A 22,185-nucleotide genomic window follows, 5' to 3' on the forward strand; every position below is an offset into this window, starting at 1 on the left:
ACGCTTATGGCTTCAGTTGGTTTTCATTGTCGGCACTCCACTGCGCAGCGCCCATTCTTTGAAACTCTGGATGAAGCCTATAATTTAGTTGAGCACTATTGCGATAATCCTCCAGCGATGCAAATTTTCTTAAGCAATCCGCGACAATGGAGTATTTTATTTAATGATGCAGAAATTGCGCAACTCGCGGCAGTTCGAGAAAAGCATGGCGCCAAATTAATCGCGCATTCTGCATATATTGATGTTCCGTGGCGAAAACAAGTCGCCGCCGCCTTCGGCGGCGGCAATGGTGGAGGCAATGGCGGAGGCGGCATTTACGCACATATTCGCGCGCAACTCTCGCAATGCGCGGTTCTCGGCGCTGATTTTGTAATGCATGCGCAAAACGCATGTTATACAGATACTGCAGCGCGCCAAAAACTGCTCAATATCGTGCAGACAATTCGCCGCGAAGATGAGACTTCTGTTTTCCATCCGACTGTATTTTTCGAAACAGAATCCGCAAAGAACGGATTCGCGCGAAACGTTCAGCGCGTGAATTCGCTATTTGCCGAATCCGCGAATAGTGCAGCATTCGGCTTATGCATTGACACTGCGCATTTATGGGCATGTGGCGTCGATATTTCAACGCGCGAAGGCATGTCTGCATATTTAGATGCGCTTCGAGATGATATGCCGATAATGTTTCATCTAAATGATAGCACAGAGCCGATAGGAACCGGCAGAGATGTTCACTGCGCAATTGGCACTGGCGCGATTTGGAGCGGATTTGCTGATTCGCCACTGGACGCGGGATTCCAGGAGATTCTGGATTTCGCGGATGATTACGGATGTGTGGTTATTCTTGAGCGAACTGGAAAAGAAATTACGCTCGCGAATGGCGAGAGCATCAATGAAATCGATAGAGATTTGCAGCTCGTTTGCCGCCGGCAATGAAATGCGCGATTTATCTGCGAGTTTTCTTTTTTGTGCAAAAAAAGATGCCCATCTCCGATTTCTTTAGCGTTAATCGCACATCCGAAGAACGTCTTCAATGCGCCGCTCTGTATCTCCGAGTGTTGAAATTGTATCATGTAACATACTGGCGATATAACGCAAACTCCTATATGAATCGCTACATTGTAGTTTTTCAATGAACGAATCTTTGCAAATTTTTAAACTTCTGTATCTCATTTGCTCCGAATGGAGTGTTTCGAATGGCTTATCAATCCATACATCCAAATCAAGTTTCGAACCAATGCCATCCGGTTTATTGAGTGTCGATGGTCCAAATATAAACATAGAGAGCCGTAAGTATTCGAAACCAGGGACACTTTCCCCTATGCTCACAATCGTATGTGTGCGAAGTAATTCTTCGATTGCGCGAAGACAATACGAATTGCAATAATGTACGAGCTCGCCACGATGTATGCAGTATCCTTCTTCGGATATGTGGGTTGCAACTTGTAGCAAAAAGTTTGACGTAACGGTCGAGCAAATTCTACCTGCCGTTTTAGGACTCCATATTTCGCAACTTGTGCATCCGCAATAAGAGCACATGAATTGCAACTCATTATTATGCCCATCTGGCGAGTTTCTTGACATATCCGGTCCGGAATCATAAATGGCTCTCCCAAAGCAACATTTTTTATAGTCACGTGTCGGCGGAATCAGTATCTTTATGATAGAAGTTAAAACATCTTTGCCAATACCATTAAGACCGATGCACGAATCTGAACCAAGTCGAGGAATAGTTACGAGCATAAGTGTATAAGCGGCATCTATATCAGTAGTAATTGTATCATGTTTCTTCATGTTATTGAATATCAGGGTTAGCGATTCAAAAAAGAAATTAATCTTGGAGAATATTATCGAGATACTCAACCATTTCAGTTATGTCGTTCGCAAGCGCAATCTCATAATAAACGCCAATCTTGCTTGCCCCGCGCGCGATCATATCTTTGAGAATTTGCAGCGCTGCGGTTCGCCGTTGGCTCGACTCCTCTGGGGGAGTTCGATTATTTTTTGCGCCAATGCACGCGCACATCGCGCCTTCGTTCCAATCATTTGCGCCACTTTCTGCCAAAAGTGCGATAATATGCGAATGCTCCATTCTGCAAGCAATTGACAGTGCGCGATTCAGTTCATTCGCACCACTTTTCACGGCAATCACAATGCCATTCGCATCACCGGAATTTGCAGCGGCAATCAGCGCGCGATTTGCGTCAATTGGGTCGGAAAACGGCTCAATTTCTTCCGCAGTAATTTCTCTTTCGCCGGGAGTAATGCGGCAAAACGCCGTATATCTTTCGCGAAGCCACTCTACAAAATCGAGAAGACGTTTCTTTTGCGCGATACGCATTCCTTCGAGGCACTCATCTCGCGAAACAGGAAAACGACTCGGCAAAGCCTCACGCGCGATGATGAATTTCATTGCGATTTTATCGCCGCGTACGCAAAGATTAAGGAAAATAGTTTTTATAGGCTGTTCAAGAACAAGAAGGATGAGTTCGGCGAAGCCTCGACCCCTCCGGGGGAGTTCCGCGCACTTCAGCGAGCCGCATTTACACGCAATATCCAGCGCATCGAAATAATTGCGCGCGCCAGTTGCAATCGCGAGAATCGCGCCCATTATACTATTCTTAGAGCAAGCTATGCGCAATGCTTGGCGTGCGACGACAGAATTCGGAATCGAATTGCTCAGCTCTTGTAATGCGGCTGCAAGCGCTTGCTGAACATCTTCAGGCTGTATTATGGTTGACGGCGGCGTATCCATTGCGGAAATTGACTATTCTTTGATAAATTTACTGGGATGCGTTTTTCAAAAAAAGAGAGATGCGTTTCGTTGCTAAAATAGTTCAGAATAGATGCCTTTCCATATCCAATGAAGAAGATACGAATCACTATTGAGCGCCGAAAACGGCGAATCCGTGATTTTACTTGGCATCGCGGAGGAAGCGACTATCGGCACAAACGTAGATTTCGCATGCGCGAGTACACATCTCGCGGCAGAACGCCAACCAGGTATTGCTTGCTTTCGCTGAAACACGTGAGCCTTCGTCTCACCACTCACATTCGCGGATTCGCCATGTTCAATAAAGTCTGCTATTTGCGCGATTGTACTGGAGTCATGGAAAACTAACCATGAAAACGCGATATCGCTTGCGGATAACATTACTTTTTCATCGCATCTCGCGATAAACCGGGCATTATCTATCGTGTCCCATGGTTTGCTCTCATTGAATAACTCTGCGCCATTCGCAAATGCAAAGTTTACACAATCTTCGACAATTTTGCCGCAGTCTTTATTTTCGAAAAAGATATCCATAAGCGAAGCAAATATACCATCGCGAAAATAAATGAAATCTCTACATCCACGAACATTCGTTACTTCGCGATAATGATGCAAAACTAAATGTAAATTCGGAAATATATTTTTCGCGCGTTTAGCGACAAGAATGTCAATTAGCATCATATCGCATTTCGAAACGTCGGTATGGTTGGTTAGATTTATGCAAAATGGTCGAAAAACGAGCGTTCCAACATTGGCGAGTTTTGTATTTTCGATAAGACGGAGAACTGGATCAATGAATAATTCATCTCGGATATAAAGATTTGCAAACCGCATGAAATGTAATAATTCAGCTCGCGCTTCCATGAATGTTAGAGTCTCCCAGCGTTTTGCCATTTTCTGAAATGCATTTTTATGGATTGAAATGTATGATGAATGTGCGCCGTAAGTGTGCCGTGATGCGGGTTTACAATCGCAAATAATATCAGTAAATGCTATTGCATCCAATGCGTATTTCGGCGCATTCCAAGCAATATTTCTAACAGCCGCGAGATTCATACCCCGTTAATTGACCTTATTGAACTGTTTTTCAAAAAAAGAATTCTTCTCGCGTCTCTGCGATAATCGTTAATACATTTGCTCATCGGCGCGAATTATTCGAAAAAGAGAGATATTTTTTTAGAAGAGTTCGGAATGAATGCTTTCCCATATCCAGCGAGTAAGAAATATATCACCGCCTAATGCTGAAAATGGCGAATCCGCGATTTTGCTTGGCATCGTAGTGGCGATGACTATCGGCGCGAATGCCGATTTCGCTTGCGCAAGAATGCGTTTTGCGACCGGATGCTGGATTATTTGCTGGCGTGGCATGCATTTTGAGAGAATGCCGGCAAGTTGGTCGACTACGTTTTTCGGCACATCTATTTGATTGCAAGACAAACTTATCGCAATATCGAGCGATCCGCGCGAATTCAAGTTTTGTATTTCTTCATCGGGGTCAATACGGTCGTTTTCGCACCCCATAATAAGATGATGCGCAGCATCAATAGTTGCCCATGGGTCGCTTTCATTGAATAGTTCTGCGCCGTTTTCAATTGCGAAGTTCACACAATTGAAAATCTTGCTTTCTGAGCCAGGAGACGACAATACTGTAGATATGAGCAAGTTAAGTATTCCATCATAATATTGATTTAGTGGTCCATGCCCAAGACCTCGACACGCGCGCAAAACTGTGGGTAAGTTTGCAAATATATTTTTTGCTTTCATTGATGTAAGAATTTCAACGATGGCTAATTCGCATTCTGTCGATTGCGTGCCTTGTGAATTTTCTAAGAAATCGTGAAATGCCATCCTTCCAATATTAGTAAAATCGGCGCGTTCCACGAGCTGACGAAATGGAATGGCGATTAATTTTTTCGAAATATCAAAATAGCGCAAGCATCTCATGAAATTTATTAACTCAATGCGCGCCTCTATAATGGATAAAGTTTTCCAGCGTTCGGCTATTTTTTGGAAAATTTCGGCATGAATTGTTATATGTTCGCTGTTGTTTTCAGAAAGCCTATATTCGCATTCCCGAACATTATGCGCAATTGTCACGATATCCCACGCGCCTTTTATTGAGCCATATTGGCTGCAGATTCCATCAATCGCAGATTGCAATATGTCTGTGGCTTTCGTGTTTTTGACTTCCATCGACTGGATATCACACATATTGATTGAACTTGCCGGGCTGATTTCAAAAAAAAGAATTAGCAGACTCGCGTTTTATGCAGCTATCTCGACCTTCCAAGTTGCGTGGATATCAGGATTGGCATTTTCAACGCACGTTAATAGCGCGCGACGGGAAGTATTATCAATTTTTAAGCCGGTAATCGTATTTTTTCCGTTTGCAAGAATGCCAACGATGCGAGTGCCGATTTTCGCGAACCACCGGAACCAATCTGGGTCGCGAATATGCGCCATATCTTCCCGCCTTGCGAAATTTATAACATGAATATAGAAATTCTCTGGCGTTATAGTCATACCGACCGTTTCGATTGACATTTCTTGTTTGTCTTCTTTCCAGCATTTTTCAAGAACAACAAATTTATAATAAATTGTGTCCGATGGCATTGGCGTGATTTTACAAATCTTCGTAATTGCGAATGGCATTCCAGAGTCTAAAGCGCGTTTCGGCGAAAGGAACAACTCGACTTCGAAGCAGATTGCCGCAAGGGCGAATTGCTCATTTTGAAGCAGCCAATTGCGCTCTTCTGCAAGGGCAGAAAGTGTTTTTGTGAATTTTATAAGCGGCTGTATTAGTGCCATGCGTTGTGTAATTAGGACCGCTTTCTTTCAATTTTTTGAAAAACGCTCGGCGAAGCCTCGTCGCATTTTTTGATTTATAAAGAGAACTTCGCAAATTCATAATGGAAACGCTGGATGAAACAGTCAAAACGCGAATTCTCGCGTTCACTATAAACAGCATACCGATATCAATATTGCGCAGTGTCTGCCGCGAATGGCGCGATATTTGCGGGGTTATTCGTACTCAACTTCGCGTTGGAGTCGCTGATGCGCGCATTTGGGCGCGATATGTGTGGGACGCGAATAGTGATGCAGTCCTATTCGCCACACGCGTAAATGCACCGCTTATGAGCTATATCGCGCAAACAATCATTTCACATCCAACGCGTACTGGCATATTTCGCGATTATGCCGAAATGGTCGGAAATAATCCTAATCGTAATATTCTGCCGCTCGCGGCTTTTCTTTGCAAATATTGCCGCGTTGGTAAATTAGTACACCTATTTTGCAATTTGCGCGAGAAAGGCGGACTGGCTGCCGAAATTGCAGCGAAATGTTGCGATATGGCGATTATAAATCACCGTGCGGATTTACAATTCGTCGCAAAAAAGAGCGATAAACACATTATGCCCAAAGATGAACTTGCCGTTAAAGAAGCATGCCGTGAAAAGATGAGTGAAATCTGCCGCATTATTATTGATTTATTTCGCGCAGGTTTACATGAGATCATCAGCGAACCAGCAAAACAAATCATATTTGAAAAGTCGTATGTATTGACAGCGATTTTCGACGATTTTGATGATGGGCGCGATATACGGCAATTTCTGCACACCATCGATTCAAGAGGAAGAAAAAATATGATGAATATCGGCATGCTGAACAGATTAATTCAAGATAAAGAAATTACATCAGTCGCGCAAATGGTGCAATTCGCGCAGCGCATTCGGAACTCTTTACCTGATGGCGAAAACTATCAAGATTCGATTATTAGTTGTGGGGATATTGGCATCGCGTGGGAATGCTATCGGCATATCACCATCAAATCAATCATTCGAGCAAGAAATAGCCGTTTTCTTTATGAGATTTGGAAAACGCAAGACCAACTTGGTAATCAATCCGCAAGGCAAACATTTGGCGATGATTATGATGCCGTGCATGATTTATTCAGAAACGAGGAGTTAATACATTTATATGAGGAAGATAGTTTTCTCCATAATATATTTCCGTCCAGTGCTTCATTCATACAGCGATATGATGTATTTAAGGGATTATGCGAAATAGCGACACTAAGCGAAGATATTCCATTTCTCGAGGCATTAGATTGGGTATCAAAAAATGCCGTCAAGTGCGATAGTGTCCTTACACTGAACATTTATATTGATGAGTATGCGGCGGAAATGATTCGCATCCTTGATAATCGCTGCGCATTGGTGTTGACTGATTATTCACCGCTGTGTGGTAAAATTGAAGAAGGTACACATATTCTATTAGTCGATAATCCATTTATCTCGCGAATATCCGCAGATGGCGAAATTATAGAAAAATCACTGATACCCTGCATATTATTTCCGATATCAAACGTGCCAGTGGAAATGATGCTCATATTTGCTATCGCGCAAAACAAAAAAGTTGTCCTGGAATTTACGCGCAGTTTAGTTAATAACAATCAAGTAGATGAAACTGTCTCTTTCAATATGGATTACGCAAAAGCGGAAATATATCCGCATATTTCGGCGAATGTGCGCAGAGCAGTGTTAGAATATTTTCCTGCGATATGGGAAATAGATGAGGATGATTATTTTCATGGCTCTGTATTTGCGCTCCCGCATGAACACATGTGGCAATATTTAGTGCCCAGAAAAACGATTTCTGGAAAACTCATCGAATATGCATTTGGGTTTGTGGCTCCGATGATTATGAATCCGGGGATGACTTTAATGAACGGAGCGCGTGCCGCAATGACGGACCTAAAAAAAGCGATGGTACGTATTAATATCGGCGATTCATTGATTCATTTTCTGCGACAATGTGCAATGTTGAATCGCGCGGATTTATGCGAATTCGCGCTCGAGCAATTCGCGCTGAAACGCCGCGATTATTGCCCGTCTGCAAATTCATGGGAAGAAACTCATTATATCAAATCAATATTCCTCTTTGATTACGAGCTTGCAATAGCACTTAGCACTGCCATTGTCGCAAACGCGCCGGATGTGTTTTTATTATTCTATTCCTTTGGGATATTTCCATCAGATAGATACAAAGATATATACACAATCGCTCAGGGTGATGAAATTAAAGCAATCTTGGAGAATATTCGCCGTTATAAGCAATCCTGGACTGAAAGATTTACTTCATATTTGCTAAAGAAAATCCTATGAGAAATTGCGAATTGAGAAAAAAGCAGCGATTCTTTTTTTGAATTGTGATGCGTCCAAACAATAAGAGTTCAATATTCGCGCGTAATGGAAATACTGGATGAAACAGTTAAAACGCGGATTCTCGCGATTGCAGCAAAAAGTGTGCCGATTGCGATTCTAGGCTGCGTTTGCGAAATTAAGGCACTGTTAGAAAATATTTGCCGCAATAAGTGCATTTCATCATTCGAACAAAAAAGATAATCGATAATAGTTTTTCTTATCGATTGTTTTTTCATGCCGCATTGCCAATAAAGCGCTCTCTGATGAATTGCTTAGTTTCTGGGCTGATGAAGCTATCCATCAAAAGTTGCTCCCATGGAATCTCATATATTCCACGACATTTCTCGACTATAAATACCAGTGCGTCTTTATCCCCAGAACTAGCATATGTCGTAATTATATTGAACCAATCAAGATGAACCATTTCATCGACCAAATCGAAAAGATGCGCAAGTTTCGTTAGGTCTTTGCTTTCACTATGGAAATAATGGATATTATCAGTAAAAAACTGGTCGCGTTTTTCTTGGGGTATACTTCGTATACGCGATAATACGTATTGGATAAGCTCATCGGAGCCGGATATTACCGCTAATGCTAAAACAATATGATCATCAGTGAATCCACAAGAACGTTTATACAGATAATCGATTAATTTAATATTGCCAATCCGAAATGCATCGGCAATACTGATGTTAGGCGATGTATAGTCATATTTCTTTGAAAATGCTTGAAGGAATTGTAAAATAGTATCGCCGCATTTACACCCGCGCTTCACTGCTTTATAAACAATATGACCGAAGCGAAAATCTTTATCGTGAACATTTTTCTTTATAAGATAATCAATGATACGAGTATTAGAATTAATCAATGCCAATTTAAGTCCTATCTCATCATTTACTTTCGCGCCATATTTTCTCGTGCCCTTCATGACTTCAAAATTACCAATCTCGCAAGCATGCAGAAAGATACAATTCCACATTGCGCTAAAGAATGACATTCTGTGTTTTAGTTGGCGAATGAGTTTCATATTTCCGAATTCAGCAACCGCGCGACTCGCAGCGAATTTATGAGAATTATTGTCGAAATCTTTCAGTGTCGCGCGATATTCGCATTCATCCGCAGCGTCTGCTTCTCGAAAGAGTTTGCAAATAAACATTAATCCACTCCTTGAAATGATTGTTTCATTTGCCGCTGCTAAAAACGCGTGTGAAACGCGCTGGCAGCGAAATAATGTCAATGGGTCTGCGAATTGCAGAATATAGCGAATCAAAAATGAATTTTGTGGGAAAGTATCCATCGGCTCTATTTTGGCGTTCGTCCAGATTCAAAAGAATAGTATCATTTCTTTTTTTGAATTGTGATGCGTCCAAACAATAAGAGTGCGATTGTTGTGCGTAATGGAAACGCTGGATGAAACAGTCAAAATGCGGATTCTCGCATTTGCCGCGAAAAGTGTGCCGATTGCGATTCTGAGCGGCGTTTGTCGCGAATGGCGCGAAATTTGCGCAAGAATGCGTAAGCAAATTCATATTTTCACGGATTCGATTGTTTGGGCACGCTATACGTGGGAGGCTGGCAGGGAAGAGATTTTATTTGCAAACCGCGTAAGTACGCCATTAATCGGTGCGATCGTACGGGCAATCATTTCACATCCAGTGCGCAATGGCGTATTTCACGATTATGTCGAAATGGTCGGATCTGATACTAATCATATTTCGTCGATTGCAGCTTTCATTTGCAAATATTGCCAAACTGCGAAAATAGTCCGTTTATTTTGCAATTTACACACGAAAGGCGGACTTTCAGCAGAATGCGCCGCTGAATGCTGCGGTATTGCGATTGCATTCCATCGCGCCGAATTTGCTGCAACACTGAAGGGTGATCCAAAAATAACAAAGAAAAAATGCTACACTATTTGCAGAATTATATTGGACATTCTTAACGCTGGCATCCGAGTGCGCGAATGTTATTTCGATATTTTGACCAGCGTTTTGCGCGAATACGAAATGGGAAAATCGCGAACAACTCAGTATCGTGATCCTGCGAATGTTGACTTATTGCACTGTCTTCAAAGTATTAGCACGTTGCGTAATCATATTCAAAATGGAAATATCGCAACATTCAGTGAGATAATAAGTTTCGAAAAAATGAATCATTGTTTACTGCATTCAGGCAGTAATGATGCGTGTGATATAATTTGGCGTCAATATCAACGCGTCATTCTCAAGACGATTATTCATGCGAGAAATACGCACCTTCTTTACGAAATGTGGGGATTTTGGAATCGGGTCAACAACTGGAGTATAGATCATGGTCTTCCGCAAGATGATGATGTAGTCCGCAGTTTGCTCATAAATAGGTATGTCGATCCCGACTCCGCATTCGATGTTGGGTATTTTATTCAGCACCCACAATTATTCACCGCGTTGTATGAAATCGCGATTCTAAATGAGGATATTCCATTCCTCGCTGCATTGGATTGGGTATCGAAAAACATGGAGGAATTTGGAGATGGTAATCACTTTGCCGTCGTTTACGAAATGGACAATACCACAGCTGAATTACTTCGGATTATCGACGATCGCTGTGGATTACTGATGCGCGATGACGATCCGGATCGCTACGGAAAACGCATCGAACAAGATTTGCTCGCGGAAGGAAAATGCATCGCGCTTGATGATGATATACATACGAGTGGGCTGCGTAAAATTATACACTGTGTTTGCGCATTATTTCCGGTCTTCAAAACGCCAAATGCAGCGTTTTTCGCATTTGCCGTCGCTAATCACAAACCAAAAGCGATAGAATTTCTGCGCAAAACGGCAACAAAAGAGCCATCACTCGTCTTTCCCCGAGAATATGCGATGCTTTCAGTTTGTTCGCATATCACCATTGATCAGCGTCGATTCATATTGGAGCAATTCTCCGCTATTGGATTACCAAAAGATGGTGGATACTATTCCGATGTATGTCATCTATGCATTGATGCCAGAAATCGAGTGGATAAGACGAAAAATCGCGACGAATATTTAGATTACGCGAAACGATGTGTCATTAAGCCGTTCTTTTCGGGTAACGGTAGAATAGCGCCAAGCGAGCGTAATGCTATAGATAAAGAAGTAGATTATGCATGTAAACTTATGCTTGCGGATCCATTAATCCAAAGATTTATGCATTATGTTTCCATGAATCGTTGTGATTTTTGCAATCTTGCGCATGAGCAAATCGCAGACGCGCGACGCAATTATTGTCCGCCCGCGAATTCATGGGAAGATAGGCATTACATCAAATTGGCGTTTCTCTTCGATTATGAAATTATCACCGCATTCACCACTGCAATTGTCACGAATTCGCCAGATACATTTATGTTACTTCATTCCTTTGTGACAATTTTGCCAGATTGTGCCTGTATGCGCGTGTTTGCACAAAATGAAGAAATTCGGGCACTAATGGACAATATACTTCGCCACAAATCAATCACGGATCGAATCCTATTATTCCTTGAGAGACTAGCATTTAAGCTCGTGATTAATTAATTGCCGCTATTATCGGCGCTGATTATTTTTTTGCGCAGATGGTTTATAAACCATCTGCGCAAAAATGTACAAAATTATTCGTCGATTGAGCGGGATTTACTGGTGAAAACATACAAAAAATAAATGGACGAAATCTTCTTGCCCCAGAGGTAAAACCGAAGCGCACATCGGGAGTTTCCACTTCCGTTCTAAACTTGGCACCATACTGTTTTCGGCGAGACATTATTCAAACGATATTCGCAGCATGTTTCAACATGAGATGAGATGCATCCACGCATTGTATCCTCATCATTCAAAATAAGAACCGATATTTCATCAAATTCTTTTATTGTGATAATGGAAATATTTGCCAATTGTGTATTTATGCCACTTCGTCCAATGCCACGAATAGAATTTGCAATACTCGTCTGGCGTGGAAATTTCAAGCAGATAGTCTGCCTATCGCATCGAAATTCTCCGCGCGATGCGAGCGCGTTTACAATTTTGCGGAATGTTCCATTTTGCTCATATTGCGGCTCGATATGAACGCCGTCAGCACTTTGAAAGTGCGAATGGACGAAACACTCCACAGCGCCGCCAAATTCAGGAAGTTCGGAATTTACGAACGTCTCCATTGGCATATCACTCGGCTTTTCGTCAAAATTGCTGCGAAAATGGTATACGACATATTGCCACGAAGGCGGCATTTTAAGCGATAAAACGCGCGTTGTGATTTTTGGCTCCATATTGATTTTAGAAAGCGATTGTATTTCTCGTTGTTCGTTATTTCAAAAAAAAGACGGACCAGTGGTGATTCCATCTGAATTATTTTTTTGAAAATCGTTAATCTTTATTAGAAAGGTAGTGTTGAATTGAGGGCTTGGCGAAGCATCGACACCTCCGGTGGAGCTTTTACGAAAAGGAGAGCCTTTAGCGTGTTTATAGCGAGCGTTTTTGCGTTATGGCGCAGCACCACGAGACAATCCCCGTACATATTATCCACGATGCGCCGATTTTAGGGCATCAGCCGTCTGGAGTTTCATCTGGCGTTGACCCGGAGACCGAGGCAATAGCAGCGCATCATATCCATGATTTCGGCTGCGGACCAAGTGACGAAATTGCCGCAGCGCTGAATCCCGAGGTCGTTGAGCATCCGTACGTAATTCACTCGTCCAGGCAGTGAGTTTATCTTCCAGTAACGCGTGTATTGCGCGAATTATGCTTGCCGAAGGCTCGCGCGCTACGCGCGTCGATTGATTGTTTTTTTGTTGCGCAATTCGCATTCTGAAAGAATTACCCCCGAATTTATATAAGCGCGAAAATGGCGACAATCTCGGTGAATGTGCCACGCGGTGATTATGCCGAGATTTATCGCGATCGCCGGCTGTTCTTGGCTGTTTCCGGCTTAATCGCAAGCGGCAAAACATCGCTCGTTCAGCAGTTGTCTGCGGCGCTACATTTTACGCCGATTTATGAGCCGGTGAAAGAAAATGTCTATCTGCCATTATTTTACAAAGATATGGCAAAGTTCGGTTTTCCTATGCAGGTCTATCTTTTGAACGAGCGCTTCAGGCAACATCAATCAATCGTGTGGAGCGGCGAATCATCTGTGCAAGACCGCTCTATTTACGAAGACCCTATTTTCGCTTCAATGCTTCACGATAGCGGAAATATCTCCGATTTGGATTTTGCAACTTATTCTTCGCTATTCTCTAATATGTGCCAGTTTCTGCATCGCCCGGATATCATTCTTTATTTGGATGTAACGCCGGAAACTGCGTTTGCGCGAATGCAGAAACGCGGCAGAGAGTGTGAGAAGGATGTTTCACTCGATTATTTGCGCTCGCTGCGCGATGGATATGAAAGCTGGATTAAGGATATCCGTACGCGTATTCCTGTCGTGAGAATCGATTGGAATGCAGATTATTTGCCACTTTCAACTGTTATTGACGCGATTAAATCCGCTGATATTGTTCGCAAATTGCCAATTACATTTTAATCGCGAGATGACTATCTTTTTTTGTGACTAAAAAATTGAATTCCGATTAATAAAGAAAAGTCAAGATGCCAAGAGAGGTTCATCGTTTTAAATATACTGACTTTGTATATGCGGAAGATGCCAGTTTCGAAACAACGCCATATTTTGAGCGATTTATAGAAATTGTATATGATGATTTGGAAATTGAAACTAAACTTTTTACGGATGCAAGTTTTAGGCGGCAAATGCCATTTCCGAGAGAATATGGCATTCATAGCGGCGTTATTGATACGAGCCCGAATGATGACAACCCAAAAAAAGCAAGAAAAATTTTCATCGGCGATGATTACTTCGTGCTCTATTTTAGGAATTATATTATCATCAGCCTTCAACGAGTTAACGATTGCAAGATTAATATTAAAACGCACAATGAATGTCAAGAGATAATCGAGGGAAACGGCAAATCGCAAAGTGAAACTGGCGCGGCAAGCGCGGCAAGTGCATCGTCCGCGCAACAATTAGATGTGGCTCCGCCGCCAAAAGCGCGTTTTGCGCGAATTCGCGCGTTTGTTGCGCGAATGACGCATTGCTGCAAAATTTGCCCAGGAAATTAGCAGTGAAGTCGCATTATTTTTTGTGGCGATTTTGAAAATCGCCACAAAAAAGTGACCAAGCAACAAGATTAGTAGACGGGCGGACATGCGTGCGTCAACTAATCAAGTGCTTGGCATATATTATTCACCATTGTTTAAATAGGAATTCCGCCGCGATTCTCCGCAATCGCTCTGTCCAACATTTGCGCGATTTTCGGCAGATAGTTTAGCCGAATATTATTCGTATGCCACTGAATTTGCCGCACCAATGCTGGATTCGAGAATAAATTGTGTTTTTTTATGAAAGCAATTGCTTCGATTGTAAAATCTTCGTCAAAACAGTTAAAAACGACCCATGACGCATCATCCAAAAGATGTCTTTCATCGCTAAATTCGGCTTTTTGCAATATCCAGTTTATGTATTCTTTTGGCGGATTGCACTTAGTAAGTGCATGATACATTGGCATTTTTTCTCGAACGCTATCATGATGGAAAGTGCTTAATTGGTCAAACTCTATAATCATTCTATCCGCCGTTTCGAATTTTCCATCGAGTATCGCGTTGAATAGTACAGATTCCATATATCGGAATGAAGGGTGCCGATGGCAAAAGTTCGCCAGCTGAGTTGCATCACATTCCCAGGCAATATCGCGAACCATCGTCGGAAATTCCGCTTTCGGAATAAATTTTTCATATTTTTCGATGAATTTCATATTACTACATTTAAGCAGTGAAGATGTAAATGGATTTTCTTGGTCTTCCTTATTTCGGGGAGAGAGTGCCCGCATAGCGGGCGAAGCTTCGCCAAGTTGTAATTTTGAAATAAACGCAATAATCGTATCAAGGAGAATTTCATTTTCTTGTTCGATTGCGTTTGCGATAATTTCGTCGAACACTGCGATTGTTGCGCCATGTTCACTCTGCGCGAGCGTGGCTAACCATGGCAAAATGATACACGCGTTTTGCTCCGTAATGTGTCGCGATATAAGCATCGCGCCAGTTTCTGCTGGTGAAAAATTTCCACAGAAATCATATTGATCATCACCAAGAGATTGTATTCGCGCATTAAAGATAAACCCATTTACTAAGCGCAGTGCGTAATCGAATCCCCTGGATGAATTTGCCGCAGATACAATAATGCCCACAACACTTATATTTAGTAATGAAAATGCAAGCCGTTCATATCGCCGTCCGCGTAAAGCTGGCGACGATACGCATTCTATTACGAATTCAACACAGCGCTCGGGGCACCATTTGCCAAATTGTCGCGCTGCGGCATATGGAATGTCGCGACGAGTATCACTATCAAAGAAATCACAAGACAACATATCAGAAAGCAACTTATTATATGCGGCTGCGTTTTTTCTTTCGAATATTTCGCGCGCATAATTGCGAAATGGTTTACATGTTTTTGCGATTCGCGAAAGAGAGCGCGTTCCCAGCGATTCAAGTACGCATTGCCAACTTGATGCTGTAACGAGTGTTTCATTAGGATTACTACTGATATCCATCACTATATTTTATAAAATGATACAATTCAAAAAAAGAGACTCAACGCCGGAAAGGGGAGAGTGCAAATTGTAATTAATGCACCGGTGCGTTCTTTTCGCGAATAGTGCACTCGAGCAACTCCGCCGCATTTGGACTGATATTGCGGATATTGCCAATTTCTTTAGATACTGTCTTCAAGAATTTCGCATTTGCGAATAAATCGTGTTTTTCAATGAAAAGAATGATTTCATCCATGTAGCCGATACTTCTGTAGTTGCACAATAGAAATTTCGCGTTTTGCAAAGTAATATGATTGTTTTCTAAAGTATTCCAATATACTGTCTGCAATATCCAATGCCAGCCTTCCTTTGTCGCATTTACGAGGGAATAATACCGATTCACGATATGATCCATTGACCAGTTGTGGAAATTATAAAGTATCCGGATGTGCATAAGCATCCAAGCAGCAAGACTAAATCTCCCAGCGGCAAGCGCATAATAAATCACGGAGTCGTCGCGAAAATGACAGCATTCTTCAAGTGCCATCAGTTTATCAGTATCGCCATTTACCGCGATAATAATACGCGCTGCATCTTGCAAGCAATCAGGTGAGACAAATTGCCCGTATTTTTTAATTGCTTCAACACTTTGACTTATAATGCGCGCCATACGTCGTTGACTTGATTCATGAATGTGTGGAAATACGTAATTACGCAGATCTAATGTGGATTTAACGATCGTATCCATAACGCGCTCAAGAAGAGCTTCATTTTTTCTTGCTGTATTTGCCGCGAAATTGAACAAATCTAACGAATAACCGGGGAGATGTTCAATCCATGGCAAAACAAGATGCTCATTTTGCGCGGTGATACGATCCGTCGCGTATTTCGCGAAATTATTTGTCATCTCGCGACATTGTTCATCTGATTTATAATCGAGTGTCTTGCACATTTCGCAGATAGAATCGCGTGTATAGCGCAATAATTCCGACATTCCTCGCGATTCGAATATCGCGATGAATATAATATCTCCAATTATCGAGTTCATGTATAAAATTTCGCTCTCTTTTGTTTCTGTGTCGGCGGATTTTAATCCCCTTTCCTCTAAATATGCGATCATAAGTTCCGCAGAGCGTTCTGGGCACCATTCACCAAAATACCTTCCCACGATACGCGCGCGAATTTGCCAATCTTCCGAATTATTATAAAGGTCATTATCTGGCGGTTGTTTACACCTATCGCAAAACTCGAAGATTAAAAAGCTTAAAGTTGTACCATATGCGATATTGCGCTTTTTTTCGAATACCCCCTTCGCATAATCGCGAAAAGTTGTGCACGTGCGGGCGCAGAGCGCCAATGAGCGCGCATCGAGTACTTTAAGAATACACTGCCAACTTGAAAAATATTCCGGTGAATTATCGAAAATATTCATTGTATTATTTTGTTAATAAACTGCGATTCAAAAAAATGAAATTCTCTCGTCCGCCCGCGGACAAAGCGTCACTGGGCAATGAATCGCAGTTTATTAATAATACTGGCATCTATTGCGGATATATTGTGTAAATTCTGGATATGCGAATAAATTATGTTCGCATGCGAATAGAATAAATCCGTTTATAAATCCAATTTCGGTATTTAAGTACTGGATACTCATTGCTTCATGAAGTGCGCTTTTTTCATCGCTAAATTTTGCATTTCGGAAAATCCAAATCCAACCAGCGCGCATAGTTCGATCCTTCGGCATCAATCGGTAAAATCGTTGCGTGACGTCTTTTAGATGGCGACTGTGAAAATCGCGAAGAGATGGAATGTTTCCTACTAACCAATCCGCGAAAACCGTATCCCACATTTGTAATGCGCAATAAATGGCATATTCGCTCAAGCTCGGCGAAGCCTCGACACCTCCGGTGGAGCTAAGTAGCGAATCATCCGCCGCGAAAAGAATTTTTATCTTTTCGCATTTATTCGCGCCAATGGTCTCGCAGAAAAAGTTCAATATTGACTCGAGCGAAATAAATTCTCTGCATTTTTGAAGCGTGAGCGCATTTTGACACACCGCTCTTGCTACGCGCATTTCATTCGGAAGCGAAAAATTTTGTTTGCATCGTGACGAAGATGCGACTGCTAATATAATCTTTTTGAGAAGTATTGCGTTCTTGCTGATTAATGCCGCATTTATTGACGGGCTGAATACGGTAAGCATATTATTATCGGGGAGATTTTCAAGCCAAATTAACACAAGATTCGCATTTTGTTCTGTAAGGTAATCTGCAATGAAGACTGCCGCATTAAGAGTAAGAAATTCATTTTTCTTATCTTGCGGTATACAATCAATATTTATTTCTCGTAATTTGCGAATTAAGTCGAGCATGATGCGCAAAAGTATGCGTGTACCCCTCGATTGATTTATCGCAGCTAATAATAGATGTCCTTGTTTTTGATGAAAAAGCCAGATATGCGCGATTAATGATTCGTTTTTATGTTCGGATATTTGTTCGTATGACATCATAACTTCTGCGTAACGCTCGGGACACCACTCGCCAAATTGTGAAATTAAATCATCAAAGGAAATATATTCCATTGTTTGCTGATCGTAATGTTGGCTTGTCATAAATGATGACAAATCGTAAAATGCGCGCGTGGCTTTTCTCTCGAATATTTCCCGTGCATAATCGCGAAATGTAGTGCATGTTTGCACGCAGCGCGCAAGTGAGCGCGCATCAAGCATATCAAAAATACACTGCCAGCTCGGCGAAGCCTCGACCGCTTCGCGGGAGCTACCAAAGTCTGCCATTGCGAGAGAATGATGATTGATTATTTTTTGATAATTCACGTAATCAAAAAAATGGCGAATTTATGTGCGCGATATATCGCACGATCACCACTCATCAACGGGACTCGGCTTCATTTTTTGTGGATTTTCTTTGATGAGATTCTCGGTGAAGGCTAAGAATCGCAACAAACCGCATGTTTTCCATTTGTCCCGATACAGATTTTTCGCAAATAGAAAGAATACATTCGGATTGTAATCGCAAAAGACGCAAAGACTCTCAGCGGCATCGTAGTTACACATCTCGAGAACTTGGCTCATGAATCTCCACGCATCTAAGTGAATCTCAGAATCACGTGAATATAAGCGAGGATGTTTGATAATTCGAGTATGAAGTCGTCTCACATCTGCGCGATGTAATCTTGTGATTATGGGCAGAAATTTCTGCCAGTTTTGCAGAATTGGATACGGAATGCCACCATAGGGGTCACGATTTGACGGATTTTCGCCAGTTTCCCATGTAAGACATCCATCCCGAATATTTGCTATTTCCTCATCCAATACTTCGTCATCTGCCGATAAATCAATATTGAATCGGTTCTGCGCGATTAATTGTTGAAAGAGTTTTTTACCAGTTTTTATTCGCCTTTGTTTGGTTTCCACCGGATTTAGCCTCGAACAGAAGTATTCGCGGGAAGATGGATTTATATCCGGTTCATCAGTCTGAATCCAAAGCTGAAAGTAAAATGCATTGTTTACGGCGCGAATAATATGTATGATTGGTAAACCCGCATAATAGAATGTTTCCGCGAGATTCGATGGCGAAGGAAAAGTTCCGGCGGAGCCGTCGAGGATTTGCCGAACTGCCTCATCAGCAATATGCCGATAATCCAGATCTAATATGTAGTGCAAAGATGGCTGCGACGCACTCCCTTTGAATTCATCGAGTAAGAGTGTGAACTGTTCATTAACGATTTCAGGGATGATTTGTTGCTCACTTATTGCGAGTATTTTGCCGACAATTTCACCTACATGCGTTTGCAAAAATTCCGAAACTCGCGCGTTGAATTCGCGCGAAAGTTGGCGCAATTGGAATACCCGCGATAAACCATATTTTTCTCTTAGTATTGTAGAACACAACGGGTCAATAATTGCCGCGTATTCACACATTCTTTGATTTACACAATTGTTCTATTCAAAAAAAGAACTTATGTTGAATTCCACGTTATTGGTTTATCCATTGGGCTCGGCAGCATTTTTTGCGGATTTTCGTAAATGCGTTTTTCCACGTCCGATAAAAACCGCAATAAGCCGCGCTTCTTATAGTGCTGCCAGACCATTTGCTTCGCGAATAACTCGAAAATATTCGGGTTGTAGTCGCAGAAAACACACAACGCATTAATAGTATTTTCATTGTATGTATCAGCAAACGCCTCATACATGAATGTCCATGCGATTAAATGAATGGTTGCGGGACTGCAGGCAATTTCGCGCTGATTCTTGATTAACATCTTTCGCAATTGCCGCAATTCCGCGCGATGTATCCGTGTGAATATGGGCAAAAATCTCTGCAAATCACGCTGAATCGATTCAGGAATAAGTCCGGATTCGAGACAATAACACCGAATAATTGCAATTTCATCGTCCAGTTTTTCGTCATCAACCGATAAGTCGATATTAAATCGATTCTGTGTGATTAATTGTTTAAAGAGTTTTTCGCCTACATTCGCGCATTGTTGCCTTGATTTGATTAATGTCGGGCATGTAAATTCGCCCACATTGATTGTGCAAGTTTGAAGATAAAATGCGCGGTAAATAGTGCGAATAAGATGTTTGATTGGTAAGCCGGCGCGATAAAGCGCTTCTGCGAGATTCGATGGTGATGGAAATGTGGCATTTCGAATTGTTTCTTCCGCAATGTGGCAGTAATCCAATTGCGGCAACTCTGGCTCCGAAAATAAGTCCCCGCGTTGCGGTCGAGCCTTCGGCGAGTCTGTCCAGCACCGTTGCTCGTGGGCGATTTCCGGACACACATCCTGTTTGTATATTGTGAGAATTTTGCCGACAATTTCGCCAACATGTATTCGTAGGAATTCCGAAACTCGCGCATTGAAATCGCGCGAAAGTAGGCGCAATTGAAATACCCGCGCTAAGCCGTAATCTTCACTCAATAGCGCGGAACATAATGGGTCGATAATAGCAAGGTCATTCATTCTTGTTTGTAGTTGATGTTCAATTCAAAAAAACGACTTAAGTCGTAAACGCGAACACTGGATTTGTAGAATTCCAGTAAAGTTGGCATGTATCTTCTTGTTGAATTTCCACAGCATCGCATTCACCAGAACTTGTGTCAATTATAAAGATGCAGTTTCCAGTAACCAAGCAGAATTGTCCATTCCATTCGACAGGTATAGCGCGTTTGTAAGATGCTATCGGCTCGTGTTTGTCATCATGCGGAATACATAATTTGCGCCATGATTTCACGGCAGCATCGAATTGCATCAATATTAATTTGTCACCGATGCGATGAACCCCGATAAATTTTCCGTCAATATTAACAAATGGCATGCCGTGCGAATCTTTTAAATCAAGTCTGTTCTGCATTTTCGTGTTTTCGATGCATCTCGTTTCGATATCAAATGAAACCGCGCGATCGCTGTCTGTCTCAAAATAAAATAGTTTGCTGCCAATAATTCCGGCTATTTCTGAATTATGGTATGCGGCAGAATAATATTGTGGCGCGACGGCTCCTTTGATTAATAGCTGCCATCCAAGCGTCTCTATATCGAAGTATTCGACCGAGTATTTATAATCATCCGACGGACCGTAATATCTGTCTACACCGCCAACGGCATATAATCTATGTTGATCGGAAATTAACACCGGGAAATCGCGCTCGACACACATTTCGCTCGTAAAATCCTCTCTGAGCCAACAACCCGCATATCTTTTTGTGAATCTTATGACATGCTTGGAGATATACTGATTAGTTCCAGGATAATAGCGAAATACATATAATTTATCGTCCAACCACGCAAATTGCATTCCCCGAAAATACGCATCATCTTCTTGTAAAATCGCAACGACCTCGTGGTGAATATTATCGCCATCAATCTGGCAAATCATAATAAGCGTCGACGGTTCATCGAATGCATCGATATACACAATATTGAGCTTTTTTACGTGTTTTATTTGCTCAAAGATAGTTTGCACTATATCTTGCGAAATAAGTGATATCGGACTTTCCTCGCGCGTTAGATACGCTGTAAATTGTGTTGCCGCTAACTGAACACTTTGCCGAGTGTCGTCAACTCTGTGAGTATCCATGCTTTATTGAAATAATAATTAAGATTCAAAAAAAGAATCTGCGGTAACTGCGAATTTGGAATCGTTACATTGCCAATCTTATCAATCTGCCGGCGAAGAATCCCATCGTATTTTGGAAGATATCATCGAGCGCACCGCAATCCAGCACGAAATGCTCATATACTTCGAAAAATGAGCCGATTGCGAAGGAAAGCCAGAATAAATCCGGGCAGAAAATTCCAATAGCACAATAAAGCGAGAAATGAGTCGCGCTCCAAAATGATAGCCCACAGTGGCTCAATCGCTTCAATTTTTCCGGTGTCATTCGCCCGATGTAATACGATTTATCGCGAATATTGCCCATGTTCATCGGCACATCAAGAAGGCAGGATTCATGCGCTGATTTGAATTTCTCGCAGACTTTCGAGTTACAGTCGTTAAGCGCGACTGCGAATTGCAACGAGTAAGCATACGCGATAATGTAAAGCAGAACAAGAATAAATAATTGGTTTGTTATTGAAAGTGTTTTCATACTTATCTATATATTTTGCCTCGC

Annotated in this window: 19 protein-coding genes; 5 read left to right on the top strand and 14 right to left on the bottom strand. The window is 42.0% G+C overall.

Annotation, left to right across the window (positions count from 1 at the left end):
* Positions 1 to 6 precede the first annotated feature (6 nt).
* The gene (locus tag M0R33_RS18915) at positions 7 to 936 is read left to right on the top strand and encodes a TIM barrel protein (protein ID WP_292572980.1); all 930 of its coding nucleotides are present in this window, start codon (positions 7 to 9) and stop codon (positions 934 to 936) included.
* A 69-nt stretch (positions 937 to 1,005) separates the two neighbouring features.
* Here the strand turns inward: M0R33_RS18915 and M0R33_RS18920 are convergent, their stop codons facing one another.
* The 5 genes from M0R33_RS18920 to M0R33_RS18940 form a co-directional block, all read right to left on the bottom strand.
* Positions 1,006 to 1,794: a hypothetical protein gene (locus M0R33_RS18920; RefSeq protein ID WP_292572983.1), complete on the bottom strand. Its 789-nt coding sequence runs from the start codon at positions 1,792 to 1,794 to the stop codon at positions 1,006 to 1,008.
* A 37-nt stretch (positions 1,795 to 1,831) separates the two neighbouring features.
* The gene (locus tag M0R33_RS18925; protein ID WP_292572986.1) at positions 1,832 to 2,755 is read right to left on the bottom strand and encodes a hypothetical protein; all 924 of its coding nucleotides are present in this window, start codon (positions 2,753 to 2,755) and stop codon (positions 1,832 to 1,834) included.
* A gap of 72 nt (positions 2,756 to 2,827) precedes the next feature.
* Positions 2,828 to 3,667 (bottom strand): hypothetical protein, encoded by an 840-nt coding sequence (locus M0R33_RS18930; RefSeq protein WP_292572988.1) that lies wholly within the window; start codon positions 3,665 to 3,667, stop codon positions 2,828 to 2,830.
* Positions 3,668 to 3,949: 282 nt separating this feature from the next.
* On the bottom strand, positions 3,950 to 4,984 hold the full coding sequence (locus tag M0R33_RS18935; RefSeq protein WP_292572990.1) for a hypothetical protein: 1,035 nt from the start codon (positions 4,982 to 4,984) through the stop codon (positions 3,950 to 3,952).
* Between the two features lie 54 nt (positions 4,985 to 5,038).
* Positions 5,039 to 5,581 (bottom strand): hypothetical protein, encoded by a 543-nt coding sequence (locus M0R33_RS18940; protein ID WP_292572993.1) that lies wholly within the window; start codon positions 5,579 to 5,581, stop codon positions 5,039 to 5,041.
* A gap of 101 nt (positions 5,582 to 5,682) precedes the next feature.
* Between M0R33_RS18940 and M0R33_RS18945 the strand changes: the two genes are divergently transcribed.
* On the top strand, positions 5,683 to 7,938 hold the full coding sequence (locus M0R33_RS18945) for a hypothetical protein (RefSeq protein WP_292572995.1): 2,256 nt from the start codon (positions 5,683 to 5,685) through the stop codon (positions 7,936 to 7,938).
* A 271-nt stretch (positions 7,939 to 8,209) separates the two neighbouring features.
* Here M0R33_RS18945 and M0R33_RS18950 read toward each other — a convergent pair whose 3' ends face one another.
* Positions 8,210 to 9,274: a hypothetical protein gene (locus tag M0R33_RS18950; protein WP_292572998.1), complete on the bottom strand. Its 1,065-nt coding sequence runs from the start codon at positions 9,272 to 9,274 to the stop codon at positions 8,210 to 8,212.
* A 100-nt stretch (positions 9,275 to 9,374) separates the two neighbouring features.
* On the opposite strand from M0R33_RS18950, the gene M0R33_RS18955 reads away from it, so the two are divergent.
* Positions 9,375 to 11,513, top strand: a complete 2,139-nt coding sequence (locus tag M0R33_RS18955; protein WP_292573000.1) for a hypothetical protein — start codon at positions 9,375 to 9,377, stop codon at positions 11,511 to 11,513.
* Positions 11,514 to 11,701: 188 nt separating this feature from the next.
* Here the strand turns inward: M0R33_RS18955 and M0R33_RS18960 are convergent, their stop codons facing one another.
* On the bottom strand, positions 11,702 to 12,238 hold the full coding sequence (locus M0R33_RS18960; protein WP_292573003.1) for a hypothetical protein: 537 nt from the start codon (positions 12,236 to 12,238) through the stop codon (positions 11,702 to 11,704).
* A 575-nt stretch (positions 12,239 to 12,813) separates the two neighbouring features.
* On the opposite strand from M0R33_RS18960, the gene M0R33_RS18965 reads away from it, so the two are divergent.
* Both M0R33_RS18965 and M0R33_RS18970 read left to right on the top strand, forming a co-directional pair.
* The gene (locus tag M0R33_RS18965; RefSeq protein ID WP_292573005.1) at positions 12,814 to 13,491 is read left to right on the top strand and encodes a deoxynucleoside kinase; all 678 of its coding nucleotides are present in this window, start codon (positions 12,814 to 12,816) and stop codon (positions 13,489 to 13,491) included.
* A gap of 65 nt (positions 13,492 to 13,556) precedes the next feature.
* Positions 13,557 to 14,084, top strand: a complete 528-nt coding sequence (locus tag M0R33_RS18970; RefSeq protein ID WP_292573008.1) for a hypothetical protein — start codon at positions 13,557 to 13,559, stop codon at positions 14,082 to 14,084.
* A gap of 134 nt (positions 14,085 to 14,218) precedes the next feature.
* On the opposite strand, the gene M0R33_RS18975 is transcribed toward M0R33_RS18970, so the two are convergent.
* From M0R33_RS18975 to M0R33_RS19005, 7 genes are all read right to left on the bottom strand, one after another.
* Complete coding sequence (locus M0R33_RS18975; protein WP_292573010.1) at positions 14,219 to 15,574, bottom strand: hypothetical protein; 1,356 nt, start codon at positions 15,572 to 15,574, stop codon at positions 14,219 to 14,221.
* Between the two features lie 73 nt (positions 15,575 to 15,647).
* The gene (locus tag M0R33_RS18980; RefSeq protein WP_292573012.1) at positions 15,648 to 16,985 is read right to left on the bottom strand and encodes a hypothetical protein; all 1,338 of its coding nucleotides are present in this window, start codon (positions 16,983 to 16,985) and stop codon (positions 15,648 to 15,650) included.
* Positions 16,986 to 17,078: 93 nt separating this feature from the next.
* The gene (locus M0R33_RS18985) at positions 17,079 to 18,347 is read right to left on the bottom strand and encodes a hypothetical protein (protein WP_292573014.1); all 1,269 of its coding nucleotides are present in this window, start codon (positions 18,345 to 18,347) and stop codon (positions 17,079 to 17,081) included.
* Between the two features lie 84 nt (positions 18,348 to 18,431).
* Entirely contained in the window at positions 18,432 to 19,493 is a 1,062-nt protein-coding gene (locus M0R33_RS18990) for a hypothetical protein (protein ID WP_292573016.1), read from the bottom strand.
* Between the two features lie 38 nt (positions 19,494 to 19,531).
* Positions 19,532 to 20,536 carry a hypothetical protein gene (locus M0R33_RS18995; RefSeq protein ID WP_292573018.1) on the bottom strand — a complete coding sequence of 335 codons (1,005 nt, stop codon included), beginning with the start codon at positions 20,534 to 20,536 and terminating at the stop codon, positions 19,532 to 19,534.
* Between the two features lie 37 nt (positions 20,537 to 20,573).
* Complete coding sequence (locus tag M0R33_RS19000; RefSeq protein WP_292573020.1) at positions 20,574 to 21,650, bottom strand: hypothetical protein; 1,077 nt, start codon at positions 21,648 to 21,650, stop codon at positions 20,574 to 20,576.
* 64 nt (positions 21,651 to 21,714) lie between these two features.
* Positions 21,715 to 22,161, bottom strand: coding sequence for a hypothetical protein (locus tag M0R33_RS19005; RefSeq protein ID WP_292573021.1), 447 nt, complete (start codon positions 22,159 to 22,161; stop codon positions 21,715 to 21,717).
* Positions 22,162 to 22,185: the final 24 nt, after the last annotated feature.

The sequence above is a fragment of the Methylomonas sp. genome, from assembly GCF_023228165.1.
Classification (GTDB): Bacteria; Pseudomonadota; Gammaproteobacteria; order Methylococcales; family Methylomonadaceae; genus Methylomonas.

What these genes read in the sequence shown, in the direction of transcription:
- M0R33_RS18990 (WP_292573016.1), bottom strand. Translation starts at nt 19,493, where the DNA reads ATGTGTGAATACGCGGCAATTATTGACCCGTTGTGTTCTACAATACTA.
- M0R33_RS18945 (WP_292572995.1), top strand. Translation starts at nt 5,683, where the DNA reads ATGGAAACGCTGGATGAAACAGTCAAAACGCGAATTCTCGCGTTCACT.
- M0R33_RS18920 (WP_292572983.1), bottom strand. Translation starts at nt 1,794, where the DNA reads ATGAAGAAACATGATACAATTACTACTGATATAGATGCCGCTTATACA.
- M0R33_RS18935 (WP_292572990.1), bottom strand. Translation starts at nt 4,984, where the DNA reads ATGTGTGATATCCAGTCGATGGAAGTCAAAAACACGAAAGCCACAGAC.
- M0R33_RS18960 (WP_292573003.1), bottom strand. Translation starts at nt 12,238, where the DNA reads ATGGAGCCAAAAATCACAACGCGCGTTTTATCGCTTAAAATGCCGCCT.
- M0R33_RS18930 (WP_292572988.1), bottom strand. Translation starts at nt 3,667, where the DNA reads ATGGCAAAACGCTGGGAGACTCTAACATTCATGGAAGCGCGAGCTGAA.
- M0R33_RS18970 (WP_292573008.1), top strand. Translation starts at nt 13,557, where the DNA reads ATGCCAAGAGAGGTTCATCGTTTTAAATATACTGACTTTGTATATGCG.
- M0R33_RS18985 (WP_292573014.1), bottom strand. Translation starts at nt 18,347, where the DNA reads ATGGCAGACTTTGGTAGCTCCCGCGAAGCGGTCGAGGCTTCGCCGAGC.
- M0R33_RS18975 (WP_292573010.1), bottom strand. Translation starts at nt 15,574, where the DNA reads ATGGATATCAGTAGTAATCCTAATGAAACACTCGTTACAGCATCAAGT.
- M0R33_RS18915 (WP_292572980.1), top strand. Translation starts at nt 7, where the DNA reads ATGGCTTCAGTTGGTTTTCATTGTCGGCACTCCACTGCGCAGCGCCCA.
- M0R33_RS18925 (WP_292572986.1), bottom strand. Translation starts at nt 2,755, where the DNA reads ATGGATACGCCGCCGTCAACCATAATACAGCCTGAAGATGTTCAGCAA.
- M0R33_RS18955 (WP_292573000.1), top strand. Translation starts at nt 9,375, where the DNA reads ATGGAAACGCTGGATGAAACAGTCAAAATGCGGATTCTCGCATTTGCC.
- M0R33_RS19005 (WP_292573021.1), bottom strand. Translation starts at nt 22,161, where the DNA reads ATGAAAACACTTTCAATAACAAACCAATTATTTATTCTTGTTCTGCTT.
- M0R33_RS18980 (WP_292573012.1), bottom strand. Translation starts at nt 16,985, where the DNA reads ATGAATATTTTCGATAATTCACCGGAATATTTTTCAAGTTGGCAGTGT.
- M0R33_RS18995 (WP_292573018.1), bottom strand. Translation starts at nt 20,536, where the DNA reads ATGAATGACCTTGCTATTATCGACCCATTATGTTCCGCGCTATTGAGT.
- M0R33_RS19000 (WP_292573020.1), bottom strand. Translation starts at nt 21,650, where the DNA reads ATGGATACTCACAGAGTTGACGACACTCGGCAAAGTGTTCAGTTAGCG.
- M0R33_RS18965 (WP_292573005.1), top strand. Translation starts at nt 12,814, where the DNA reads ATGGCGACAATCTCGGTGAATGTGCCACGCGGTGATTATGCCGAGATT.
- M0R33_RS18950 (WP_292572998.1), bottom strand. Translation starts at nt 9,274, where the DNA reads ATGGATACTTTCCCACAAAATTCATTTTTGATTCGCTATATTCTGCAA.
- M0R33_RS18940 (WP_292572993.1), bottom strand. Translation starts at nt 5,581, where the DNA reads ATGGCACTAATACAGCCGCTTATAAAATTCACAAAAACACTTTCTGCC.